Raw genomic sequence first — 18,949 nt, forward strand, 5'->3', positions numbered from 1 at the left:
GTGCGTGAACCTCCTAGTTGCGTCCTGGTGCGCAGCACTGCGCTCCTGGTGCGTCGGCCACCGTGGCCGTGATCAGGATGTTAGCGCTCACTGTTAGCGTTCACAAGGTTTCTCAGGGGAGCACAATGCAACGTTCCGGTAACGGATGTGAGCGTGAACATTCCGTGCTGGACGGGGGCGGGACCGGACATGATGAGCGGCCCGAGGCGATGTGACGTCAGCGGCGGGGCGCGCCGCGCAGCGACAGCGCGATCCCGATGGCCACGCCGGCGACGCCCACCATGAGGACGCAGACGGCGATCAGGGCGATGTGCACCGCGTCGGGCATCGCGACGACGGCGGCGATCACGCAGCAGGCCACGGCGACCAGGGCGCACGCGGCCGCGATCAGCCCGAGGTTCTTCGCGTTCACCCGACCACCGTATCCGGCGCGGGCGGATCGATCAGATCGAGACGTCGTTCTCGATCTGCTCGGCGAGGTCCTCGACGACCTCCGGGCGGAGGTGCATGCCCGCCTCTTCGAGCCGTTCGTCCAGCACGTGGCTCACGTCGTCCTCGACGTGGCCGTGGCGGATGTCGTCGCGGACCTCGTCGATCACCTGGTCGACGGCTTCGTCGTCGTCGTTCTCCGGCCGCTGCTGCTCATCCGTTGCCATGATCCGACCCTCTCTCCGGTCGCGCAGATGCGGGATGCCCTTGACGCGCGCCGTCGACGCGGTCCGGGACGACGAGGGCATCCAGGCTCAGGATCCCGCCGGGCGCGCCCTGCGGGCCGCGCGACGCTCCCGCCACGACGGCCGCCCGACCTCGCGCTCGGCGGCCCGGGCGGCGGCGGCGGCACGGGCCGCGGCATCCCGTCTCTCCCGCCACTCCGTCACGCGCTCCTCGACGTCCACCAGCGGCGTCACGACAGGCGGACCGCCGAGCAGCTGCCGACGCGCTTCGATCACCCGTCGGTTGAAGTCCTCCAGCGCCTCACGGACGTCGGTCTCGCGGGAGTGCTCGTCCAGGCGGGCGTCGAGGTCGGCGTACTCCGTGCGCAGCAGGAGCGCGGGCGGACCGAGACCGGTCAGACCCTCCACCTCGATCTTGCGCTTCAGCCACCAGTCGGGATCGTGCGAGCCGCCGAGCCCGGCCAGCGGCTTGCCCGCACCTGGGAGATCGTCGAAGTCCCCGCGGCGCACGGCCTGCTGGATCGCGTTCTCGACGTAGGCACTGCGTTCCCGCCATGTGGAAGCGGATGCGCGGGATTCCGCGGCGGCCGGCTTCTCGGTCGAGTCCGTCGCCTGCTCCGCACCCCTGGACTCCTGCTCGGCCCGATAGCGGGCCGCCGCCTCGCGGGGATCAGCCATTCCTGCACCTCCGATTCCAGGGTAGAACGGGCGGAAACACCTCCGGGCCGAGCCGGCCGCCGCGTCGCAGGGCCATGATCAGGGGATGACCCGTCACTGGACACCCCTCGCCGTCGGCTACGCCGTGCTCGCCGTCGCCGGCTTGGTCGGCACCTGGATCTTCAACGTGCTCTCGGTCGTGCAGATGTCGAACTTCATCGGAGACCTGGTCTCGAGCGGTCCGGCCGTCTCGTCGATCACCGTCGACCTGTTCGTCGTGGCCGTCGCCGGGAGCATCTTCATCATCGTCGAGGCGCGCCGGCTGGGCATGCGCCGCGGCTGGCTGTACGTGGTGGCCGCGGGCATCACCGCGTTCGCCTTCGTGTTCCCGCTGTTCCTCGCGAACCGGCAGCGGAGGCTGACGGCGCTGGCGGCGGAGGCGGTCTGAGCCCGCGCGCCTTGAATCGACGCCGCGGCTCGGGGCCGCGGCATCCGTCACTCAGATGCCGAGCATCTCCTCGGACCGGTCCCACAGCCGTCGGGCGAGCTCGGAGTCCTCGGCCTGCCGCTTCGGGCGCTTCACCGCCCGGTCGACGAAGTACTCGCCCGTCGGGTAGTCCACGCCCGGCTGCCCGTCGGCGAGGAAGACGAGTGTGTCGGCGCCGCGCTCGACGGGCACGAGGAAGCGCGCGAAGAGCGGCGAGGTGTAGATCAGCCGCATCGCCGTGCCGCTCGAGCCCGAGAAGCTCGAGGCGACGACCCCGGGGTGGAACGCGGTGGCGGACAGGCCGACGCCGGAGAAGCGGCGCTCGAACTCCTTCGTGAAGAGGATCTGCTCGAGCTTGGCGTTGCCGTACGCGCGGCGCGGGTCGTAGCGGCGTGCAGCATCCAGGTCGTCGATGTCGAAGCGGCTGAACAGCTTGTTCGCCGCGCTCGAGGTGTTGACCACCGTCCCGCCGGCCGCGAGGAGCGGCTCGTGCAGCAGGTGCGTGAGCAGGAACGGCGCGAGGTAGTTCACCTGGAACGTCTGCTCGTGCCCGTCGGTCGTCAGCACCCGCGTCCTGCCGAAGATGCCGCCGGCGTTGTTGGCGAGCACATCGATCCGCTGATGCCGCTGCCTCAGGTCATCCGCCAGCCGCCGGACCGAGGCGAGGTCGGAGAAGTCCGCGAGGTGCGACTCGGCGTCGAGCTCGCGCGCGACGGCGGCGGTCTTGTCGGGCGAGCGGCCCACCAGCACGACCTCATGGCCCAGGCGGGAGAGCTCCCGCGCGGCGGCGGCGCCGATGCCATCGCTGGCACCGGTCAGGACGATGGTTCGAGAGGTCACCGCCTCACTCTCGCACGCCCGAGCGAGGGGTCGGCTGTGGACGGGCGGTCGGGAGGAGATGTGCAGCACGGGAGGGACGGATGCTGCGGCCCCGCCCTCCGGATCGCCACATCTCCTCCGGTCCCGCACGGGCGGGTGGTGGGTGGGGTGTGTCCCATCCGCCGTCACCGGCACCACGGGTCGTGCAGACGTCGGGCTTCGCGGGTGGCCGGGCGGCGAGCGCGGCCCTATCGTGTGGTGAGACGACACGAGGAGGCCCCATGTCCGACGCCGCGACTTTCATCCATCCCGAGGTTCCGCCCTCTGGCACCGGCTGCGTGGAGTGCGAGGAGCAGGGCAGCTGGTGGCTGCACCTGCGGCGCTGCGCGGACTGCGGACACATCGGATGCTGCGACGACTCGCTCAACAAGCATGCGACCGCCCACTGGAAGGCCACGGGCCACCGCGTGATCCAGAGCTTCGAGCCGGGCGAGGACTGGTTCTGGGACTTCGCCACGGAGGAGATGTTCGACGGACCCGAGCTCGCGCCGCCGACCGAGCACCGCGCCTCGCAGGGCGTGCCCGGACCGCGCGACCGCGTGCCCGGCGACTGGCAGCGTCAGCTCGCCGCGCAAGCACGCTGACGCGCGAGCGCGCTGACTCGGCGACACGCTGACGCGACGACACGCTGACGCGACGTCGCCCCGCGCGGGGCGGGCCCGGCGATAACGCCGGCCGCTCGCGTCGCCGTGCGGGCCTGGCGGACAGCTCCGGCCGTCGTCGGGCGGCGCGCCCGCGTCAGAGCTTCGCGAGCGCTCCGTCGACGTCGGCGAGCAGGTCGTCCACGCTCTCGATGCCGACCGACAGGCGCACGACCTCCTCGGGCACGGCGAGCGCGGTGCCGCGGACCGACGCATGGGTCATCGCGTCGGGGTAGTTGACGAGCGACTCCACACCGCCGAGCGACTCGGCCAGCTGGAAGAGGCGGGTCGACTCCGCGAAGCGACGTGCGGAGGCGGCATCCTCCAGCGCCAGCGACACGATGCCGCCGAAGCGGGTCATCTGGCGCGCGGCCAGCTCGTGCCCGGGGTGCGAGGCGAGGCCCGGGTAGTAGACGCGCGCGACGCGGCCGGAGCCCTCGAGGTGCTCGGCGATGGCCTGAGCGCTCTCGCTGTGGCGCTGCATGCGCAGCGGCAGGGTCTTGATGCCGCGCGTCGTCAGCCACGCGTCGAGCGGACCCGACACCGCACCGGCGGCGAACTGAAGGAACCGCGCCCCCTCGGCGACCGTGTCGTCGTCGAGCACGAGGGCTCCCCCGACGACGTCGGAGTGTCCGCCCAGGTACTTCGTCGTCGAGTGCACGACGACGTCGGCGCCCAGCGAGAGCGGCCGCTGCAGCGCGGGCGAGGCGAAGGTGTTGTCGACGACGACGAGCGCGCCGACGGCGTGCCCGAGGGCGGCGAGACCCGCGATGTCGGTGATGCGCAGCAGCGGGTTGCTCGGCGTCTCCACCCACAGGATGCGGGCCGGGCGCTCCTCCAGCGCCGCGGCGACCGCACCGAGGTCGCTCATGTCGACGACGCGGAGCTTCACGCCCCACGGTCCGAGCACGCGGGCGATGAGCCGGTAGGTGCCGCCGTAGACGTCGTCGCCGAGCAGCACCTCGTCCCCGGGGGTCAGCACGGAGCGCAGCAGTGCGTCCTCTGCGGCCAGGCCCGACGCGAACGAGATGCCGTGACGGCCGCCCTCGAGCGCGGCGAGCTGGGTCTCGAGCGCGGTGCGCGTCGGATTGCCGCTGCGACCGTACTCGTAGCCGCCGCGGAGTCCGCCGATGCCGTCCTGCGCGTAGGTCGTCGAGAAGTGCACGGGCGGGATGACCGCGCCGGTGGTCGGGTCGAAGGCCTGACCTGCGTGGACGGCGAGGCTCTCGATGCCGCGCGCGGCGCTGTGGGCGCCGGAGGTGTGATCGGTCATGCAGAGGGTCCTTCGGTCGCGGAGCGGGCAGCAGAGTTGTCGGGGTCGCCGGGGCGGGGGTCGAATCCGGCGGGCAGGAGGGATGCCGCGGGCTCGACCTCGTAGCCGCGATCGGTCATCCACCCGTCGTCGAAGATCTTCCGCACGTAGGCGCGGCCGTGGTCGGGCAGGACGACGATCATCACGGCGTCGGCGGGGAGGGTGCGGGCGACACGCAGCGCGCCCACCACGGCCATGCCGCTGGAGCCGCCGACGAGGAGCCCCTCCTCGCGGGCGAGGCGGCGGGTCATGGCGAAGGACTCGGCGTCGGAGACCCGCTCGTAGGCGTCGACCACGGTCGGGTCGAACGTCTCGGGCCAGAAGTCCTCGCCGACGCCTTCGACGTCGTAGCCGTGCGCGGGTCCGCCGGAGTAGATCGAGCCGACCGGCTCCACGCCGATCACGCGGACGGTGCCGTCGGAGATGTCGCGGAGGTAGCGGCCCGTGCCGGTGATGGTGCCGCCCGTGCCGATGCCCGCCACCAGGTGGGTCACGCGGCCGTCGGTGTCGTCCCAGATCTCGGGACCTGTGGACTCGTAGTGCCCGCGGGGACCGTTCTGGTTCGCGAACTGGTTCGGCTTGAACGCCCCGGGGATCTCCCGGACGAGACGGTCGGACACGGAGTAGTACGAGCCGGGATGCTCCGGCGGCACGCTCGTCGCGGTCTCCACGACCTCCGCGCCGTACGCGCGCAGCACGTCGACCTTGTCGCCCGCGAACTTGTCGGGCACGACGAAGATCATGCGGTAGCCGCGCTGCAGCGCGATGAGCGCAAGCCCGACGCCGGTGTTGCCGCTGGTGGGCTCGACGATCGTTCCACCCGGCTGGAGCGCGCCCGAGCGCTCGGCCTCGTCGATGATCGTGCGCGCGATGCGGTCCTTGGCCGAGCCGCCGGGGTTGAAGTACTCCACCTTCGCCAGCACGGTGGCGGCGATGCCGTCCGTGACGCGGTTCAGGCGGACGAGAGGTGTGCGGCCGACGAGATCGGCGACACTCTGCGCGTAACGCACGAGATGTTGTCCTTCGGAAGGGCCGCGAGCGCGGCGTGCTGGAGGGTCGGCGAAGACGAGCGCGAAGCGCTCAGCGACAACACAGACAGGTCAGCACGGCGACCACTCTAGCCCGAACCGGGCGCTGCCACCCGGTTCGCGGGAGAATGGAGGTCTATGACCTCCGCATCCGCCCTCGCTCCCGATCACGCGTCGCCCGACGGCGGCCGCGGGCCGCGGCATCCGCTCGACGTCGCCCACATCCGTGAGGATTTCGCCTTCGTGGGCGCCGGCGACCGCATCTACCTCGACTCCGGCGCGACCTCGCAGCGCCCGTCGGCCGTCCTGGACGCCGAGCGCTCGTTCGTCGAGACCTCGTACGCGGCGGTGCACCGCGGGTCGAGCGAGGCCACCGGCTCCGCCACGAGCGCCTTCGAAGACGCCCGCGACGACGTCGCGCGCTTCGTCGGCGCGGGCGCGGGCCAGATCGTCTTCACCGAGAACGCGACGGACGCCCTGAACGTGGTGGCCCTGGGTCTGTCGGATGCCTCGCTCGGCCTCGGCGCCCCCGAGCTCGCCCTGAAGCCCGGCGACGAGATCCTCCTGACCGAGGCGGAGCACCACGCCAACCTCATCCCCTGGCAGCGGCTCGCCCTGCGCACCGGCGCCGTGCTGCGCTGGGCCGCGGTCGACGACGACGGGCTGTGGGGCATCGACGACCTCGCCGCGGCATCCGGGCCCCGCACCCGGGTGATCGCGTTCGGGCACGTCTCGAACGTCACCGGCGCACTCGCACCCGTCGCTGACGTCGTCGACCTCGCGAAGACGCTCGGCGCGATCACGGTGCTCGACGCGTGCCAATCCGTGCCGCACCGACCGGTCGACCTGGGAGTGCTCGGAGTGGATCTTGCGGCGTTCTCCGGGCACAAGATGCTCGGCCCCACGGGCATTGGGGTGCTCTACGGGCGGTCGGAGATCCTCGACTCCCTCCCACCGGCGCGCACCGGCGGATCCACCATCACGACCGTGACGATGGATGCCGCGGAGTTCCTTCCGGCACCGCAGCGCTTCGAGGCGGGCACGCAGCCGGTGAGCCAGGCCGTCGGACTGGGTGCCGCCGTGCGCTACCTCGAGGGTCTCGGCATGGACGAGGTGCTCGCGCACGAGGACGAGCTGGCGGCCCTGCTCGTCGAGGCCGTCACCCGCGTGCCCGGCGTGCGGCTGTTCGGGCCGCGCCCCGGCGCCGACCGGGCGGCGATCGTGAGCTTCACGGTCGACGGCGTGCACGCGCACGACGTGGGGCAGTTCCTCGACGACCGCGGGATCACGCTGCGCACGGGTCACCACTGCGCGCAGCCGCTCCACCGCCGGCTCGGCGTCGCCGCCACGACGCGCGCGAGCGGCTACGTCTACACGACGGCCGACGAGATCGAGCGCTTCGGCGGCGCCCTCGCCGAGGTGCGCGCGTTCTTCGGAGCAGACCGATGAGCGAGCTGGAGGACCTGTACCGCGAGGTCATCCTCGACCACTCGCGACGGCCGATCGGCCGCGGCGACGTGTCGGGTGCCGCCGTCACGCACCACGAGCTCAACCCCTCCTGCGGCGACGAGATCACCGTCGGCCTGAGCGTCGACGGCGACCGCATCGCGGGCATCACGTGGGAGGGCCAGGGCTGCAGCATCTCGATGGCGTCCGCCTCGGTGATGACCTCCCTGCTGGACGGGATGCCGCGGCCCGAGGCGCAGGCCCTGATCGAGGAGTTCCGCACCATGCTGCGTTCGCGCGGCGGCGGGGCGGAGCCGTCGGAGGAACTGGGCGACGCCGCCGCGTTCCAGGGCGTCGCGCGCTACGTCATGCGGGTCAAGTGCGCCATGCTCGCCTGGGTTGCGCTGGAGGCGTGCCTGCTGCAGACCGAGGCCTGACCGGCCCGTCCCCACGTCATCCCGCTCGCCGCTGCGCGTTCCCGCGAGACTGCACCCGGCCGGCGAGACGTTGGGGTTTCCCCTCCGTCTCGCGCTCCGAGTGCTGTCTCACGGGGGACGGGTGCCGGGCGCGGGCGGGACGGCGCGGGGCGGGCGCGGGGCAGGCGCAGCGCTGGGCCCCGTCCCCGCGAGACTGCACCCGGCCGGCGAGACGTTGGGGTTTCCCCTCCGTCTCGCGCTCCGAGTGCTGTCTCACGGGGAAGGGGTAGGGGGCGCGGGCGGGACGGGGCAGGCGCGGCGCGGGGCAGGCGCGGCGCTGGGCAGGCGCGGCGCTGGGCAGGCGCGGCGCGGGGCGGGCGCCGCGCGGAGCGTGCGCGGCGCGGAGTGGGCGAGCGGGTCAGGCAGCCCAGCCGTAGGTCGCGCGGAAGCGCTCGCGGAGACTGCGCTCCACGAGGGTCGGCACGTATGCGCGCAGCCGCACGCCGTCGAAGCGCTCGAACTCGTCGACCGTCGCGGCGAGGAGCTCGTCTTCCGGGAGCAGCGGGTAGCGCGAGGACAGCCGGCGCATGACGTGCACGAGGGACTCGTACTCGCTCTCCGGATTCGTCGCGCTCATGCTGTCATCCTCGCCTCCGCGCCACCGTCACGGAAACCCCTTGCGCAATCGGGCGTGCGGTGTTTCCCCGCCGCACGCGGCGCCGACCGCCGGGCGCCCGTTCTCGGGCGTCGCCCCGCCTACCCGCGCAGCGCGAGCGCGAAGGGCAGCACCGCCTCCGCCCCCGCCCGTCGCAGCTCGCCGGCGGCGACGGTCAGGGTCCATCGGCTGTCGGCGAGGTCGTCGACCAGCAGCACCGGGCCCGGCGGGATGCTGAGCCCCGTCGCATCGAAGCGGTCCCACACCCCGGCGAGACGATAGACGCTGTTGCCGCCCGGCTGCCCGGACGGCCCTCCCCCGCGGGTGCCGAGCGTGCCGAGGAACGGCAGCCGGCCCGCGCCGGCGAGCGCCTGGGCGAGCGACGCGATCAGCTGCGGCCGCGAACGGGAGGGCATGGCCACGACCGAGCCGGGACGCTGCGCCCACGGCCACGACGCGAGCACGCGCACGGTCGCCTCGAGCAGCGCCGGGGGAACAGGGCCGTCGGGGCTCGACGCCGCGAACAGCTCGCGCAGCGCGCCGCCCCAGCCCAGGTCTGTCAGCCGGGCCAGCGCCCGGCCCTCCTCGGCCCGCTCGTCGAGCGGGATCCGCCCCTTCACGGGCACGCCCAGCCGGTCGGCGCCGGTCGGCCACTGCGCCCGCGGCTCGATCGGCACGCCGACGCGTTCGAGAGAGGCGGATGCCGCGGCATCCGCCTCTCCGGGAACCTCAGCGTCGAACCACATCCCGGCGCAGTTGTCGCACCGGCCGCACGGTGCGGCGGTCGGGTCGTCGAGAGCGGTCTGGAGGAACGCCATGCGACAGGTGGCGGTGCGCTCGTAGTCGAGCATGTTCTGCTGCTCGGCGACGCGCTCCGCGGAGATGCGCTCGTAGCGCTCGGCGTCATAGGTCCACGGCTGTCCGGTGGCCGCCCACCCGCCGCGCTCGCGACGCACCGCGCCGTCGACGTCGAGCACCTTCAGCAGCAGCTCGAGCGGCGTGCGGCGGATGTCGACGAGCGCCTCGAGCGCGGGTGTGGAGGTCGGGTTCGGCCCGAGCTCGGAGATGACGCGCTCCGCGCGCTCCCGTGTGGGCATGGAGGCGGTCGCGAAGTAATGCCAGATGTCGGGATCCTCCGGCCCGGGCAGCAGCAGCACGTCGGCGTTCTCGGTCGCGCGGCCGGCCCGGCCGACCTGCTGGTAATAGGCCACGGGCGACGACGGCGCGCCCAGGTGGACGACGAATCCCAGGTCGGGCTTGTCGAAGCCCATGCCCAGCGCGCTCGTGGCGATGAGGGCCTTGACCTCGTTCGACTTCAGCTGCGCCTCGGCCTCCTCGCGCTCCCCCGCGTCAGTCTGACCGGTGTAGGCGCGCACGTTGTGGCCCGCCTCCCGCAGCAGCCGGGCGACGTCTTCGGCCGCACTGACGGTCAGCGTGTAGACGATTCCGGAGCCGGGCAGGTCGGCGATGTGGCTCAGCAGCCACGCGAGGCGGGCCTTGGCCGTCGGCAGGCGCAGCACCCCCAGCCGCAGGGACGTGCGGGCGAGCGGACCGCGGATCGTCAGCACGTCCGCAGACCCGGTGCCGCCCTCGGATGCCCACCCGGCACCGCCCTCGGATGCCCCACCGGCACCGCCGAGCTGCTCGGCGACATCGACCACCACGCGACTGTTGGCCGTCGCGGTCGTCGCGAGGATCGGCACCCCGGCCGGCAGACGACGGATGAGTTCGGCGAGACGCCGGTAGTCGGGGCGGAAGTCGTGGCCCCAGTCACTGATGCAGTGCGCCTCGTCGACCACCAGCATCCCCATCCGCCGCACGAGCGCGGGAAGCTGCTCGTCGCGGAAGGCGGGGTTGTTGAGCCGCTCGGGCGACAGCAGCAGCACGTCGACCTCGTCGCGGTCGAGCGCCGCGACCACGTCGGTCCACTCGTGTGCGTTCGTGGAGTTGATGGCCACCGCGCGCACGCCGGCCCGCGCGGCCGCGGCGATCTGGTCGCGCATGAGCGCGAGCAGCGGCGACACCAGCACGGTCGGTCCCGCACCCGCGCGGCGCAGCAGAAGGGTCGCGACGAAGTAGACCGCGGACTTGCCCCATCCGGTGCGCTGCACGACGAGCGCGCGCCGGCGGTCGTCGACGAGCGCCGAGATGGCCTCGAACTGCCCCTCGTGGAAGTCGGCGTCCTCGCGGCCGACGAGGGTCTGGAGCACGCCGCGGGCGGCGGTGCGGGTGTCGTCGGTCATCTGTCGAGTCTTTCAGCGGGCGGCGACATCGGCGCCACGAGAGCCGTAGCATCCTCGGAGAGACGAACGTCGGCGGATGCCGGGGAGGAGCCACCCATGGACGACCGCACCCGATCCCGGCATCACCTCGGCTTCTGGATCGTCGCCGTGGTCTTCGTCCTGGTGATGTCGTACGCCACCGTGCCGACACCGCTGTATCCGCTCTACCAGGAGCTCGACGGCTTCCCGGTGGCCATGATCACGGTGATCTTCGCGGCCTTCGCCGCCGGCGTCATGCTCGCGCTGTACCTCGCCGGCCACGTCAGCGACTGGGTCGGACGCCGACGCGTGCTGCTGGTCGCCGTGCTCCTGTCGATCGTGGCCGCGGTCATCTTCCTGCTCTGGCCCGAGACGGCGGGCCTGCTCGTCGCGCGGGTGATCGACGGGCTCAGCGTGGGCCTGCTCACCGCCACCGCCACCGCGCATCTCGGCGAGCTCCGCGCGGTCGCCCGTCCCGGCGAGGGGCCGGCACTGGCCGCCTCACTCGCCGGCGCCGCGAACATCGGCGGCCTGGCGCTGGGGCCGCTCATCGGCGGTCTCTTCGCGGAGTTCCTCCCGGCACCGCTCGTGCTGCCGCACGCCGTCTACCTGGTGCTGCTCGTCGCCGCTGCCGGCGCGCTGCTGATCGTGCCCGAGACCGTCACGCGCCCCGATGAGCTGCCCGCGTACCGCCCGCAGCGGCTGGCCGTGCCGGAGGGCGGCGGACGGGTCTTCCTCCTCGCCGGGGCCGCCGTGTTCTCCGGCTTCGCCGTGTTCGGACTCTTCACCTCGCTCGCCCCGACGTTCCTCGCGAAGACGTTCGACGAGACCGACCATCTGCTGGCCGGCATCCCGCCGTTCGCCGTCTTCGCCGCCGCCGCGATCGGCCAGGTCGCGCTGGCGGGCCTCTCGCTCCGGCGCCAGCTGACGATCGCGATCATCACGTGCATCGCCGGACTCGGACTGGTGGCCGTCGGCGCCGTCGTGCCGGAGCTGATCGCGTTCATCGTCGGCGGGGCGATCGCCGGTGTCGGCGTGGGCCTCCTCTTCAAGGCCGCGACGAGCACGGTGCTGGCCGTGGCCGACCCGGCCCGTCGCGGAGGAACGCTCGCGCTGCTGTTCCTCGTCGCCTACACCGGCCTGACGGTGCCCGTCATCGCCGTCGGCGTCGCACTCGTGAGCATCCCCCCGGTGCCGGTGCTCCTCGTCTTCATCGCCCTCGTGCTGGTCGGCACCACCCTCGCCGGCCTGACGATGCGCCGCGATGCGGCCCGGGCCGCAGCATCCATCGCCTCCTGAACGCGGGCATCGTTCACCTGCTGGTCACCCGGGCGTCGTAGCGTCGCGCCATGAGCGACAGCGACACCCCCGACGACACCTACCTCGCCCAGACCGGGTTCGCCTCGACCACCCGCGGCGACCGCGGTCCGGCGCCGGAGGAGGACGAGATCCTCATCGAGGAGCGCCGTGCCGGAGCCGCCGACGAGGGCGTCGACGCGCACGAGTCCCCCGTGCCGCCCGCGGCCGAGGAGACGCCCGAGGAGGCCGCCGAGCGCGCCCGCCTCGAGGAGGCGGACGTCGAGAAGGTCGTCGAGCGGCTCGCCGAGAGATTCTCCGATGTCCCCGTGGAGGTCGTCGAGGAGACGGTGACCGAGATCCACGAGTCGATGGAGGATGCCGCGGTGCGCGACTTCGTTCCGCGCATCGTCGAGCACGATGCCCGCGACCGGCTGCGCGAGGTCGAGGAGGAGATCGACGGATCCTCGGCGGACGAGGCTCCTTCCGCACGCTGACACGCGTCCGGTCGTCCCACCGGCCGTCAGCGCCCGCGCGACCCGCTTAGGCTGGAGCGCAGGAGGATCATGTCGTCTCGAGCCGACCGCGGCACCCGCGCCCTGCGCGGCGTGGCCGCCGCCGCAGTCGCGACGTTCGCCGCGACCGCCTCCCACGCCGCGGTCACCGGCCAGGCGCCGCCGCTCGCCAACCTGCTTCTGGCCCTCGGCCTGGCCGCGCCGATCTGCGTGATCCTCACCGGACGGGCGCCGTCGTGGTGGCGCATCTCGATCGCCGTCGCCGCGAGCCAGACCCTGTTCCACTCGATCCTGTCCCTCGACCTCGCCGGGACCGGCGCCGACGCCGCGGGTCACCACGGCATGACCATGTCGGAGCATGCGAGCTCCGCGACGGCGGCCGGTCCTGCACTCCTCCACGGGGTCGACTCGCCGTGGATGTGGCTCGCCCACGCCGTGGCCGCCGTTCTCACGATCCTGGCCCTCGGCCGCGGCGAGCGCGCTCTGCGCGTCGTCCGCGACTTCCTCGCCGAGGCCTTCCGCGCCCTCGCGCCGCTGCGCGCGCCGGTCGTCCACACCGTCCCGCAGCCCGCCGTTCCCGCGCCCCTCGTGCGCTCAGGCATCGCCGTGCTGTCGGTGATGCGGCGGCGGGGACCGCCGGCTGTCGCCTGACCCGCGACATCCACCTCTTCCCTCTCCGCGCGCAGCGGCGTCGATCGCGCGCGCGTCCGCAGAAAGCAGCATCACCATGTCTTCACGCAACACGTATCGTCGCGCCCTCACGGGTGCGGCCCTGGGCATCGTCCTCGCCGTCGGCGTCCCGCTGGCAGCATCCGCCCACGTCACCGTCAACCCCGGCACGGCCGATCCCGGCAGCTACACGCAGGTGCAGTTCCGCGTGCCGAACGAGTCCGAGACCGCCGAGACCGTTCGTCTCGAGGTCACGCTGCCCTCCGACACCCCGTTCACGAGCGTGCGGTACGAACCCGTGCCCGGATGGACGGCGACCATCACCACGGCGACCCTGCCGCAGCCGGTCGAGGTCGGCGGCAACACCATCACCGAGGCGCCGACGAGCATCGTCTGGCAGGCCGATCCCGGCGTCGGGATCGGTCAGGGCGAGTTCGTGAACTTCCCCGTCTCGCTCGGACCGGTGCCGGACGTCGGCTCGGTGCTCCTGCCGGCCGTGCAGACGTACGACGATGGCAAGGTCGCGGAGTGGACCGCCACCCCCGACGAGGTCGCCGCGGACGACACCCTCGATCCCGCGCCCGTGCTCTACATCACCGACGTCCCGCCGGCGGATGAGCACGCTGCGCACGGCGCGGGTGCCGCCGGGTCGTCGGGGTCGTCGGACGAGATGACGATGACGACGGATGCCCCGGCCGACTCCTCGTCGGGCCTCGCCCTCGGACTCAGCATCGCCGCGCTGGTGCTGGGTGCCGGCGGTGCGGTGCTCGGCGCGCTCGCGTTCGCCCGCCGGCCGAAGGCGCGCTCGTGAGGGCCGGCCGCCTCACCGCGGCGCTCGTGCTCGCGGGAGTCGTCGTCTTCGCGGGGGCGCAGACCGCCTCCGCGCACGACTCCCTGATCGCCGCGTCGCCCGCCTCCGGCGACACTGTGGCCGCGCTGTCCCAGGTCGAGCTCACCTTCAGTGAAAACCTCCTCGACCTCGGCGCGGGCAACATCGTCGAGATCACCGGCCCCGACGGCCGGTACTACGAGACGGACTGCGTGGCGCTGGCAGGGCCCACGCTCTCCACCCCGGTGGCGCTCGGCGCAGCCGGCACCTACGAGGTCGTGTGGCGCGCGGTCTCCTCCGACGGCCATCCCGTCTCCGACACGTACTCGTTCGAGTACGCGCCGGCCGCCGGCGCCGCCGCATCGGCCGGATCGGCGACGCCGGTCTGCGGCGACGGGTCGACGGGTGACGCGGCGGCCGGCGACGCAGCGGCCGGTGGCGACACATCCGCCGCACCGGATGCCGCGGCGGACGGTTCGCCCCCGGGATCCGCGGGCGACGGCGGCATCGGCCTCGGCCTGCTGCTCGGCGGCGGCGCGGTGGTGCTGGTCGGGGCTGCGGTGATCCTCATCCTCCGCACCCGCACGCGCTGATCACCCGGCACCGGGAGCGCCTCGCGCGCCCGGTGCCTGGTGGCCGCGCGAGCTCGAACCGGAAGAGCCCCCTCCGCTAGGCCGCGGCGCCCTGAGCCGCCGCCTCCGCCTCCGCCTCCGCGAGCGACACGGCGAGCACGTCGCGGAGGGAGGTCGTCGGCCTCCCCAGCACATCGGCGAGCGTCGGGTCGACGATGCCGAAGTGCCGCTGCCGAGCCGCCTGGAAGAGGCCGATCGACATGCGCGCCGCCATCTCCGGAGCCCCTCCGCGCGTCAGCTCCGCGGCGTGGTCCTCATCGTCGATCACCGTGTGCCGGATCTCACGGCCGAGGATGCCGGATGTCGCGGCCGCCAGTGCCGCCATGTCGAACGCCTCCCCCGCCGTCAGGTTGACGGCGGGAAGCTCGAGGGTCTCGTCGAGCAGCAGGGCTGCGATGCCGGGCCCGAGGTCGCGGTGGAAGGTCCAGGACACCGGGGCGTCCCGGGGCGCACGCAGCTCGCCGCCGGAAGCCGCGGTCGTCGCCATGCGCAGCGCCGTGTCGGCGTAGAACCCGTTGCGAAGCGCGGTGAACGGCAGACCACTGTCGCGCAGCATCACCTCGGTCGCGGCGTGCGTGACGGCGGGCGGGAACGGCGACAGCGCGTCGGCGCCGACGTGGCTCGTGTAGAAGACACGCGACACCCCGGCGGTGCGGGCGGCATCGAGGGCGACGCGGTGCGCCTCCAGGGCGGCCGGGCCGATCCGCGGCGCGGAGACGACGAGCACCCGGTCGGCGTCGGCGAAGGCGTCGACCAGTGACGACGGGTCGTCGTAGTCGCCGCGACGAACGCGCACGCCCCGTTCGGCGAGTGCGGCGGCCGCCTCCGGACGTGTGGTGCTGACACCGATGGATGCCGGGTCCGCGCGCTCGAGCAGGGCGTCCACGACAGCGCGGCCGAGGCGGCCGCCGGCTCCGGTGATGACGATCATGAGATACCTCCTTATCGCTGCTAACGCATTTTCGTTAGCGTTGGGTTAGTGACGCTAACACCGTTGCGATAGCGTGGTCAACATGGCTGACGACGACGCCCCGACGGGCGAACGCATCCTCCGCTCCGTCCTCGAGCTGCTCGACGAAGGCGGGGCCGACGCCGTCTCGACGCGCGCCGTGACGGCGCGCGCGGCCGTGCAGGCTCCGGCCATCTACCGGCTGTTCGGCGACAAGGACGGGCTGCTGCTGGCCGCCTGCGAGCGCGCCTACGCGGACTGGGTCGGGAGCAAGGCCCGCCGATCCCCGCACGAGGACCCGGTCGAGGCGCTGCGCGACGGCTGGGACGACGCGGTCGACTTCGGCACCCGGCATCCTGCCGTCTACCGGCTCGCCGAGGGCCGCTCCGACCGCCTGCCCTCACTGGCGGCCGGACAGGTGATCCTCGGCGACAAGATGGCACGGCTGGCGGCGGCGGGCCGCCTGCGGGTCAGCGTCGAGCAGGCCACCCTGCTCTTCCACGCCGCCGGTCGCGGTGTCATCCTCACCCTCATCGACGGCTCCATGGACACGGCCGGACTCGCGCTCAGCGATCTGGCGCGCGAGGCGGCGATCGCGGCCATCGTGACCGATGCGCCTCTCGCCGGCGACGCCACCGGCGCGGCGAGTGCCGGAGCCCTCCGCGCCGCCCTGTCGGCCGACCCCGACCTGTCAGCGCACGCCAGGCTCATCCCCGCGGAGGTGCAGCTGCTCGACGTCTGGCTGCAGCGCATCGCCGCTCCCCCGCTGCCCCCGCTGCGTGTCGGTTCATGACGCCGCGAAGAGCCCCGCACAGCCCGGACGTCTAGCGTGTCGTCATGCCCTCGCCCGACGCTCCCGATCGCGCCCCCTCCGGCGACCGCCTCGGCTTCGCCACCCGTCAGCTGCACGCCGGCGACGAGCAGCACGGACCGCACGCGCCGCGCGCGACGCCGATCTACCTGACCGCCGGGTTCGAGTTCGACGACTTCGACCAGGCGCACGGCCGGTTCGCCGGCACGGAGAGCGGCTTCAGCTACACCCGTGTCGGCAACCCCACGAACGCCGCCGCCGAGCGCCGCATCGCCGACCTCGAGTCCGCGAAGGACGCGCTGCTCGTCGGGAGCGGGCAGGCCGCCGTCGCGACGACGGTGCTGGCGCTCGTCTCGGCCGGAGACCACGTCGTGGCCGCGTCCAGCCTGTACGAGGGCACGCGCGAATTCCTGCGCGACGACCTCAGCCGGCTCGGCATCACGGTCGACTTCGTCGCAGACGCCCGCAACCTCGACGAATGGGATGCCGCGTTCCGCCCCGCGACCCGACTGGTGCTGGCCGAGTCCATCCCGAACCCCAAGAACGACGTGCTCGACATCGCGGCCATCGCCGCCATCGCGCACCGCCACGGGGTTCCGCTCGCGATCGACAACACGCTCGCCACCCCGTACCTCGTGCGTCCGATCGAGCACGGCGCCGACATCATCGTGCACTCCGCGAGCAAGTTCCTCGCCGGCCACGGCTCGGTGCTCGGCGGCTTCGTCGTCGACGCCGGCACGTTCCCATGGGGCGACCATCCCGACAGATACCCGCAGCTCGTCGTGGATCGGGGTCCCGACGGACGCACCCACCTCGAGCGCGCCGGCGCCACCGCGTTCACCGAGTTCGCCCGGCGCGTGGCCATGCGCTACGGCCCGTCGCCCTCGCCGCTCAACGCGTTCCTCATCCTGCAGGGCATCGAGACGCTGTCGCTGCGGGTGAAGCACCAGTCCGCTGCCGCCCTGCAGCTCGCCGAGTGGCTGGAGAAGCAGCCCGGCGTCGCCTCCGTCGACTACAGCGGACTGGCCTCCAGCTCGTACCACCCGCTCGCCGAGCGGTACCTGCCCGACGGCCAGGGATCGGTGTTCGCCGTCACCGTCCACGGCGGCCTCGAGGCGGCCCGGGTGTTCCAGAACGCGCTGCAGCTCTTCACGCGCATGACCCACCTCGGTGACGTGCGCTCGCTCGTGCTGCACCCCGCCACGACCACCCACGTCGGCAGCACCGACGAGCAGCGCGCGGCGCGCGGCATCGAGCCCGGTCTTCTCCGGCTCTCGATCGGGCTCGAAGACGTCGAGGACCTCATCGGCGACCTCGCGCAGGCGCTGGAGGCCGCAGCATCCGCTCGCCTCCTCACCGAAGCGGGACTCGCGTGAGCAAGCCGCAGCACTTCGGCTGGTTCCTCTCGCGCGGCTTCGGGCCGCACGGGTGGGCGCGGCCGTACTGGGAGTGGAACCACGCCTGGAAGGAGCCCGGCCTCTACCAGCAGTCCGCCCGCGAGCTCGAGCAGGCCGGCTTCGACTTCGTGCTCATCGAGGACGCCCTCTCCGTCGGCATCAGCCCCGCCACGCTCGACCTGCGCGTGCGCAAGGCCTACGGCGGGCCCAAGCACGACCCGTGGATGCTGGCTCCCTACCTCTTCGCCGCAACCGAGCATCTGGGTGTCATCCCGACCGCCAACCCGGCGGCGTGGCATCCGTACACGGCGGCCCGGCAGTTCGCCTCGCTGCACCACCTCAGCCGCGGACGCGTGGGCATCAATGTCGTGACGGACGTCGGCTCCGCCCACCACTTCGGGCAGGACCGCCTCTCCCACGACGCGGCCTATGACCGCGCGCAGGAGTGGCTCGACGCCCTGCGGCTGCTCTGGCGCAGCTGGGACGACGACGCCCTGATCCTCGACGCGGAGTCGCAGATCTACGCCGACGGCACGAAGATCCGCGCGGTCGAGCACCGCGGCGAGTACTACTCGTTCGACGGTCCGCTCAACGCGGAGCCGCTGCCGACCGAGCCGGTGATCGCCTCCCCGGGCGGATCGGGCCGGGGACTGGGCTTCGCCGGACGCAACTCCGAGATCCAGCTCGCGCTGTCGAACCTCGACGTCGACGCGATCCGCGCGTACCGCGCGAAGGTGCACACGGCAGCCCGCGCGGAGGGCCGCGACCCGGCGGCGATCAAGACGATGTTCGTGTTCAAGCCCATCGTCGCGGCATCGGTCGACGAGGCCGACCGCATCGTCGCCGCGTCGGCGCATCCCGACGACGCGGCGCTGCTGGCGGTCGCGGAGGCGTGGTCGAGCGACCTCGAGACCGACCTCACCGCGCTCGACCTCGACCGGCCGCTCGACCCGGGCATCTTCGGCGAGCACGTGTCGCAGGGCACGATCAAGGGACTGCGCGGCCGCTTCGACTCGTTCGCCGACGTGCCGTTCCGCGAGATCCTGACCGGCAAGGCGCGGCTGGGCCGCATCGGCGACGGGATCAGCGGCACGGTGGGCACCGCCGACGAGCTGGCCGACCTGATCCAGGCGCTCGGAGACGACGCCGACAACGACGGCCTGATCTTCTCGGGCGACCTGCACCCGGTGACGCTGCACCGAGCGCTCGACGAGCTCGTGCCGATCCTGCGTCGCCGCGGCATCCTGCGCGACGACTTCACCGGCGAGGGGCTCCACGCCAACCTGGCGTCCTTCTGAACCGGAATGCCACCGAGCCGACCGACGTTGACACAGGACGCAACAGGACGACGCGAGCCGACACATTCGCGGCCCGTCGTGCGGGAGAGGATTAGCG

Annotated in this window: 21 protein-coding genes; 12 read left to right on the forward strand and 9 right to left on the reverse strand. The window is 72.9% G+C overall.

Going from position 1 to position 18,949, the window contains the following annotated elements:
- Positions 1–217 precede the first annotated feature (217 nt).
- The 3 genes from CVS47_RS13555 to CVS47_RS13565 form a co-directional block, all read right to left on the reverse strand.
- Positions 218–412, reverse strand: coding sequence for a hypothetical protein (locus CVS47_RS13555; protein WP_127096557.1), 195 nt, complete (start codon positions 410–412; stop codon positions 218–220).
- A 31-nt stretch (positions 413–443) separates the two neighbouring features.
- Complete coding sequence (locus tag CVS47_RS13560) at positions 444–656, reverse strand: hypothetical protein (RefSeq protein WP_127096558.1); 213 nt, start codon at positions 654–656, stop codon at positions 444–446.
- 87 nt (positions 657–743) lie between these two features.
- Complete coding sequence (locus CVS47_RS13565) at positions 744–1,352, reverse strand: DnaJ family domain-containing protein (RefSeq protein ID WP_127096559.1); 609 nt, start codon at positions 1,350–1,352, stop codon at positions 744–746.
- A gap of 85 nt (positions 1,353–1,437) precedes the next feature.
- Here CVS47_RS13565 and CVS47_RS13570 point away from each other — a divergent pair, with 85 nt between their 5' ends.
- Entirely contained in the window at positions 1,438–1,779 is a 342-nt protein-coding gene (locus CVS47_RS13570) for a DUF2834 domain-containing protein (protein WP_127096560.1), read from the forward strand.
- Between the two features lie 51 nt (positions 1,780–1,830).
- On the opposite strand, the gene CVS47_RS13575 is transcribed toward CVS47_RS13570, so the two are convergent.
- On the reverse strand, positions 1,831–2,658 hold the full coding sequence (locus CVS47_RS13575) for an SDR family NAD(P)-dependent oxidoreductase (RefSeq protein WP_127096561.1): 828 nt from the start codon (positions 2,656–2,658) through the stop codon (positions 1,831–1,833).
- A gap of 260 nt (positions 2,659–2,918) precedes the next feature.
- Here CVS47_RS13575 and CVS47_RS13580 point away from each other — a divergent pair, with 260 nt between their 5' ends.
- Positions 2,919–3,281, forward strand: a complete 363-nt coding sequence (locus tag CVS47_RS13580) for a UBP-type zinc finger domain-containing protein (RefSeq protein ID WP_127096562.1) — start codon at positions 2,919–2,921, stop codon at positions 3,279–3,281.
- A gap of 154 nt (positions 3,282–3,435) precedes the next feature.
- Here CVS47_RS13580 and CVS47_RS13585 read toward each other — a convergent pair whose 3' ends face one another.
- A complete protein-coding gene (locus CVS47_RS13585; protein WP_127096563.1) occupies positions 3,436–4,611 on the reverse strand; it encodes a cystathionine gamma-synthase in 1,176 nt (391 codons plus the stop codon).
- On the reverse strand, positions 4,608–5,660 hold the full coding sequence (locus tag CVS47_RS13590) for a pyridoxal-phosphate dependent enzyme (protein ID WP_127096564.1): 1,053 nt from the start codon (positions 5,658–5,660) through the stop codon (positions 4,608–4,610). Before CVS47_RS13590 ends, CVS47_RS13585 begins: the two co-directional genes overlap by 4 nt.
- 156 nt (positions 5,661–5,816) lie before the next feature.
- On the opposite strand from CVS47_RS13590, the gene CVS47_RS13595 reads away from it, so the two are divergent.
- Complete coding sequence (locus tag CVS47_RS13595) at positions 5,817–7,127, forward strand: aminotransferase class V-fold PLP-dependent enzyme (protein WP_127096565.1); 1,311 nt, start codon at positions 5,817–5,819, stop codon at positions 7,125–7,127.
- Positions 7,124–7,561 carry a Fe-S cluster assembly sulfur transfer protein SufU gene (gene sufU / locus CVS47_RS13600; RefSeq protein WP_127096566.1) on the forward strand — a complete coding sequence of 146 codons (438 nt, stop codon included), beginning with the start codon at positions 7,124–7,126 and terminating at the stop codon, positions 7,559–7,561. Before CVS47_RS13595 ends, sufU begins: the two co-directional genes overlap by 4 nt.
- Before the next feature lie 397 nt (positions 7,562–7,958).
- Here the strand turns inward: sufU and CVS47_RS13605 are convergent, their stop codons facing one another.
- The gene (locus CVS47_RS13605) at positions 7,959–8,177 is read right to left on the reverse strand and encodes a three-helix bundle dimerization domain-containing protein (protein WP_127096567.1); all 219 of its coding nucleotides are present in this window, start codon (positions 8,175–8,177) and stop codon (positions 7,959–7,961) included.
- A 119-nt stretch (positions 8,178–8,296) separates the two neighbouring features.
- Positions 8,297–10,438, reverse strand: coding sequence for a RecQ family ATP-dependent DNA helicase (locus CVS47_RS13610; protein ID WP_127096568.1), 2,142 nt, complete (start codon positions 10,436–10,438; stop codon positions 8,297–8,299).
- A 96-nt stretch (positions 10,439–10,534) separates the two neighbouring features.
- Between CVS47_RS13610 and CVS47_RS13615 the strand changes: the two genes are divergently transcribed.
- From CVS47_RS13615 to CVS47_RS13635, 5 genes are all read left to right on the forward strand, one after another.
- Positions 10,535–11,755, forward strand: coding sequence for an MFS transporter (locus CVS47_RS13615; protein ID WP_127096569.1), 1,221 nt, complete (start codon positions 10,535–10,537; stop codon positions 11,753–11,755).
- Positions 11,756–11,805: 50 nt separating this feature from the next.
- Positions 11,806–12,249, forward strand: coding sequence for a three-helix bundle dimerization domain-containing protein (locus tag CVS47_RS16865; RefSeq protein WP_206502636.1), 444 nt, complete (start codon positions 11,806–11,808; stop codon positions 12,247–12,249).
- A gap of 69 nt (positions 12,250–12,318) precedes the next feature.
- Entirely contained in the window at positions 12,319–12,918 is a 600-nt protein-coding gene (locus CVS47_RS13625; RefSeq protein ID WP_127096570.1) for a hypothetical protein, read from the forward strand.
- 76 nt (positions 12,919–12,994) lie between these two features.
- The gene (locus CVS47_RS13630; protein ID WP_127096571.1) at positions 12,995–13,747 is read left to right on the forward strand and encodes a YcnI family copper-binding membrane protein; all 753 of its coding nucleotides are present in this window, start codon (positions 12,995–12,997) and stop codon (positions 13,745–13,747) included.
- On the forward strand, positions 13,744–14,358 hold the full coding sequence (locus CVS47_RS13635) for a copper resistance CopC family protein (protein WP_127096572.1): 615 nt from the start codon (positions 13,744–13,746) through the stop codon (positions 14,356–14,358). Before CVS47_RS13630 ends, CVS47_RS13635 begins: the two co-directional genes overlap by 4 nt.
- Before the next feature lie 76 nt (positions 14,359–14,434).
- On the opposite strand, the gene CVS47_RS13640 is transcribed toward CVS47_RS13635, so the two are convergent.
- Positions 14,435–15,328, reverse strand: a complete 894-nt coding sequence (locus CVS47_RS13640; protein WP_127096573.1) for an NmrA family NAD(P)-binding protein — start codon at positions 15,326–15,328, stop codon at positions 14,435–14,437.
- 82 nt (positions 15,329–15,410) lie between these two features.
- Here CVS47_RS13640 and CVS47_RS13645 point away from each other — a divergent pair, with 82 nt between their 5' ends.
- From CVS47_RS13645 to CVS47_RS13655, 3 genes are read left to right on the forward strand one after another with little or no spacing between them, the layout of a single operon-like run.
- Positions 15,411–16,139, forward strand: a complete 729-nt coding sequence (locus tag CVS47_RS13645; protein ID WP_127096574.1) for a TetR/AcrR family transcriptional regulator — start codon at positions 15,411–15,413, stop codon at positions 16,137–16,139.
- A gap of 44 nt (positions 16,140–16,183) precedes the next feature.
- The gene (locus CVS47_RS13650; RefSeq protein WP_127096575.1) at positions 16,184–17,533 is read left to right on the forward strand and encodes an O-acetylhomoserine aminocarboxypropyltransferase/cysteine synthase family protein; all 1,350 of its coding nucleotides are present in this window, start codon (positions 16,184–16,186) and stop codon (positions 17,531–17,533) included.
- Entirely contained in the window at positions 17,530–18,852 is a 1,323-nt protein-coding gene (locus CVS47_RS13655; RefSeq protein WP_127096576.1) for an LLM class flavin-dependent oxidoreductase, read from the forward strand. The genes CVS47_RS13650 and CVS47_RS13655 overlap by 4 nt, the downstream gene beginning before the upstream one ends.
- The last annotated feature ends 97 nt before the right edge of the window (positions 18,853–18,949 follow it).

Source organism: Microbacterium lemovicicum, from assembly GCF_003991875.1.
GTDB classification, from domain to species: domain Bacteria; phylum Actinomycetota; class Actinomycetes; order Actinomycetales; family Microbacteriaceae; genus Microbacterium; species Microbacterium lemovicicum.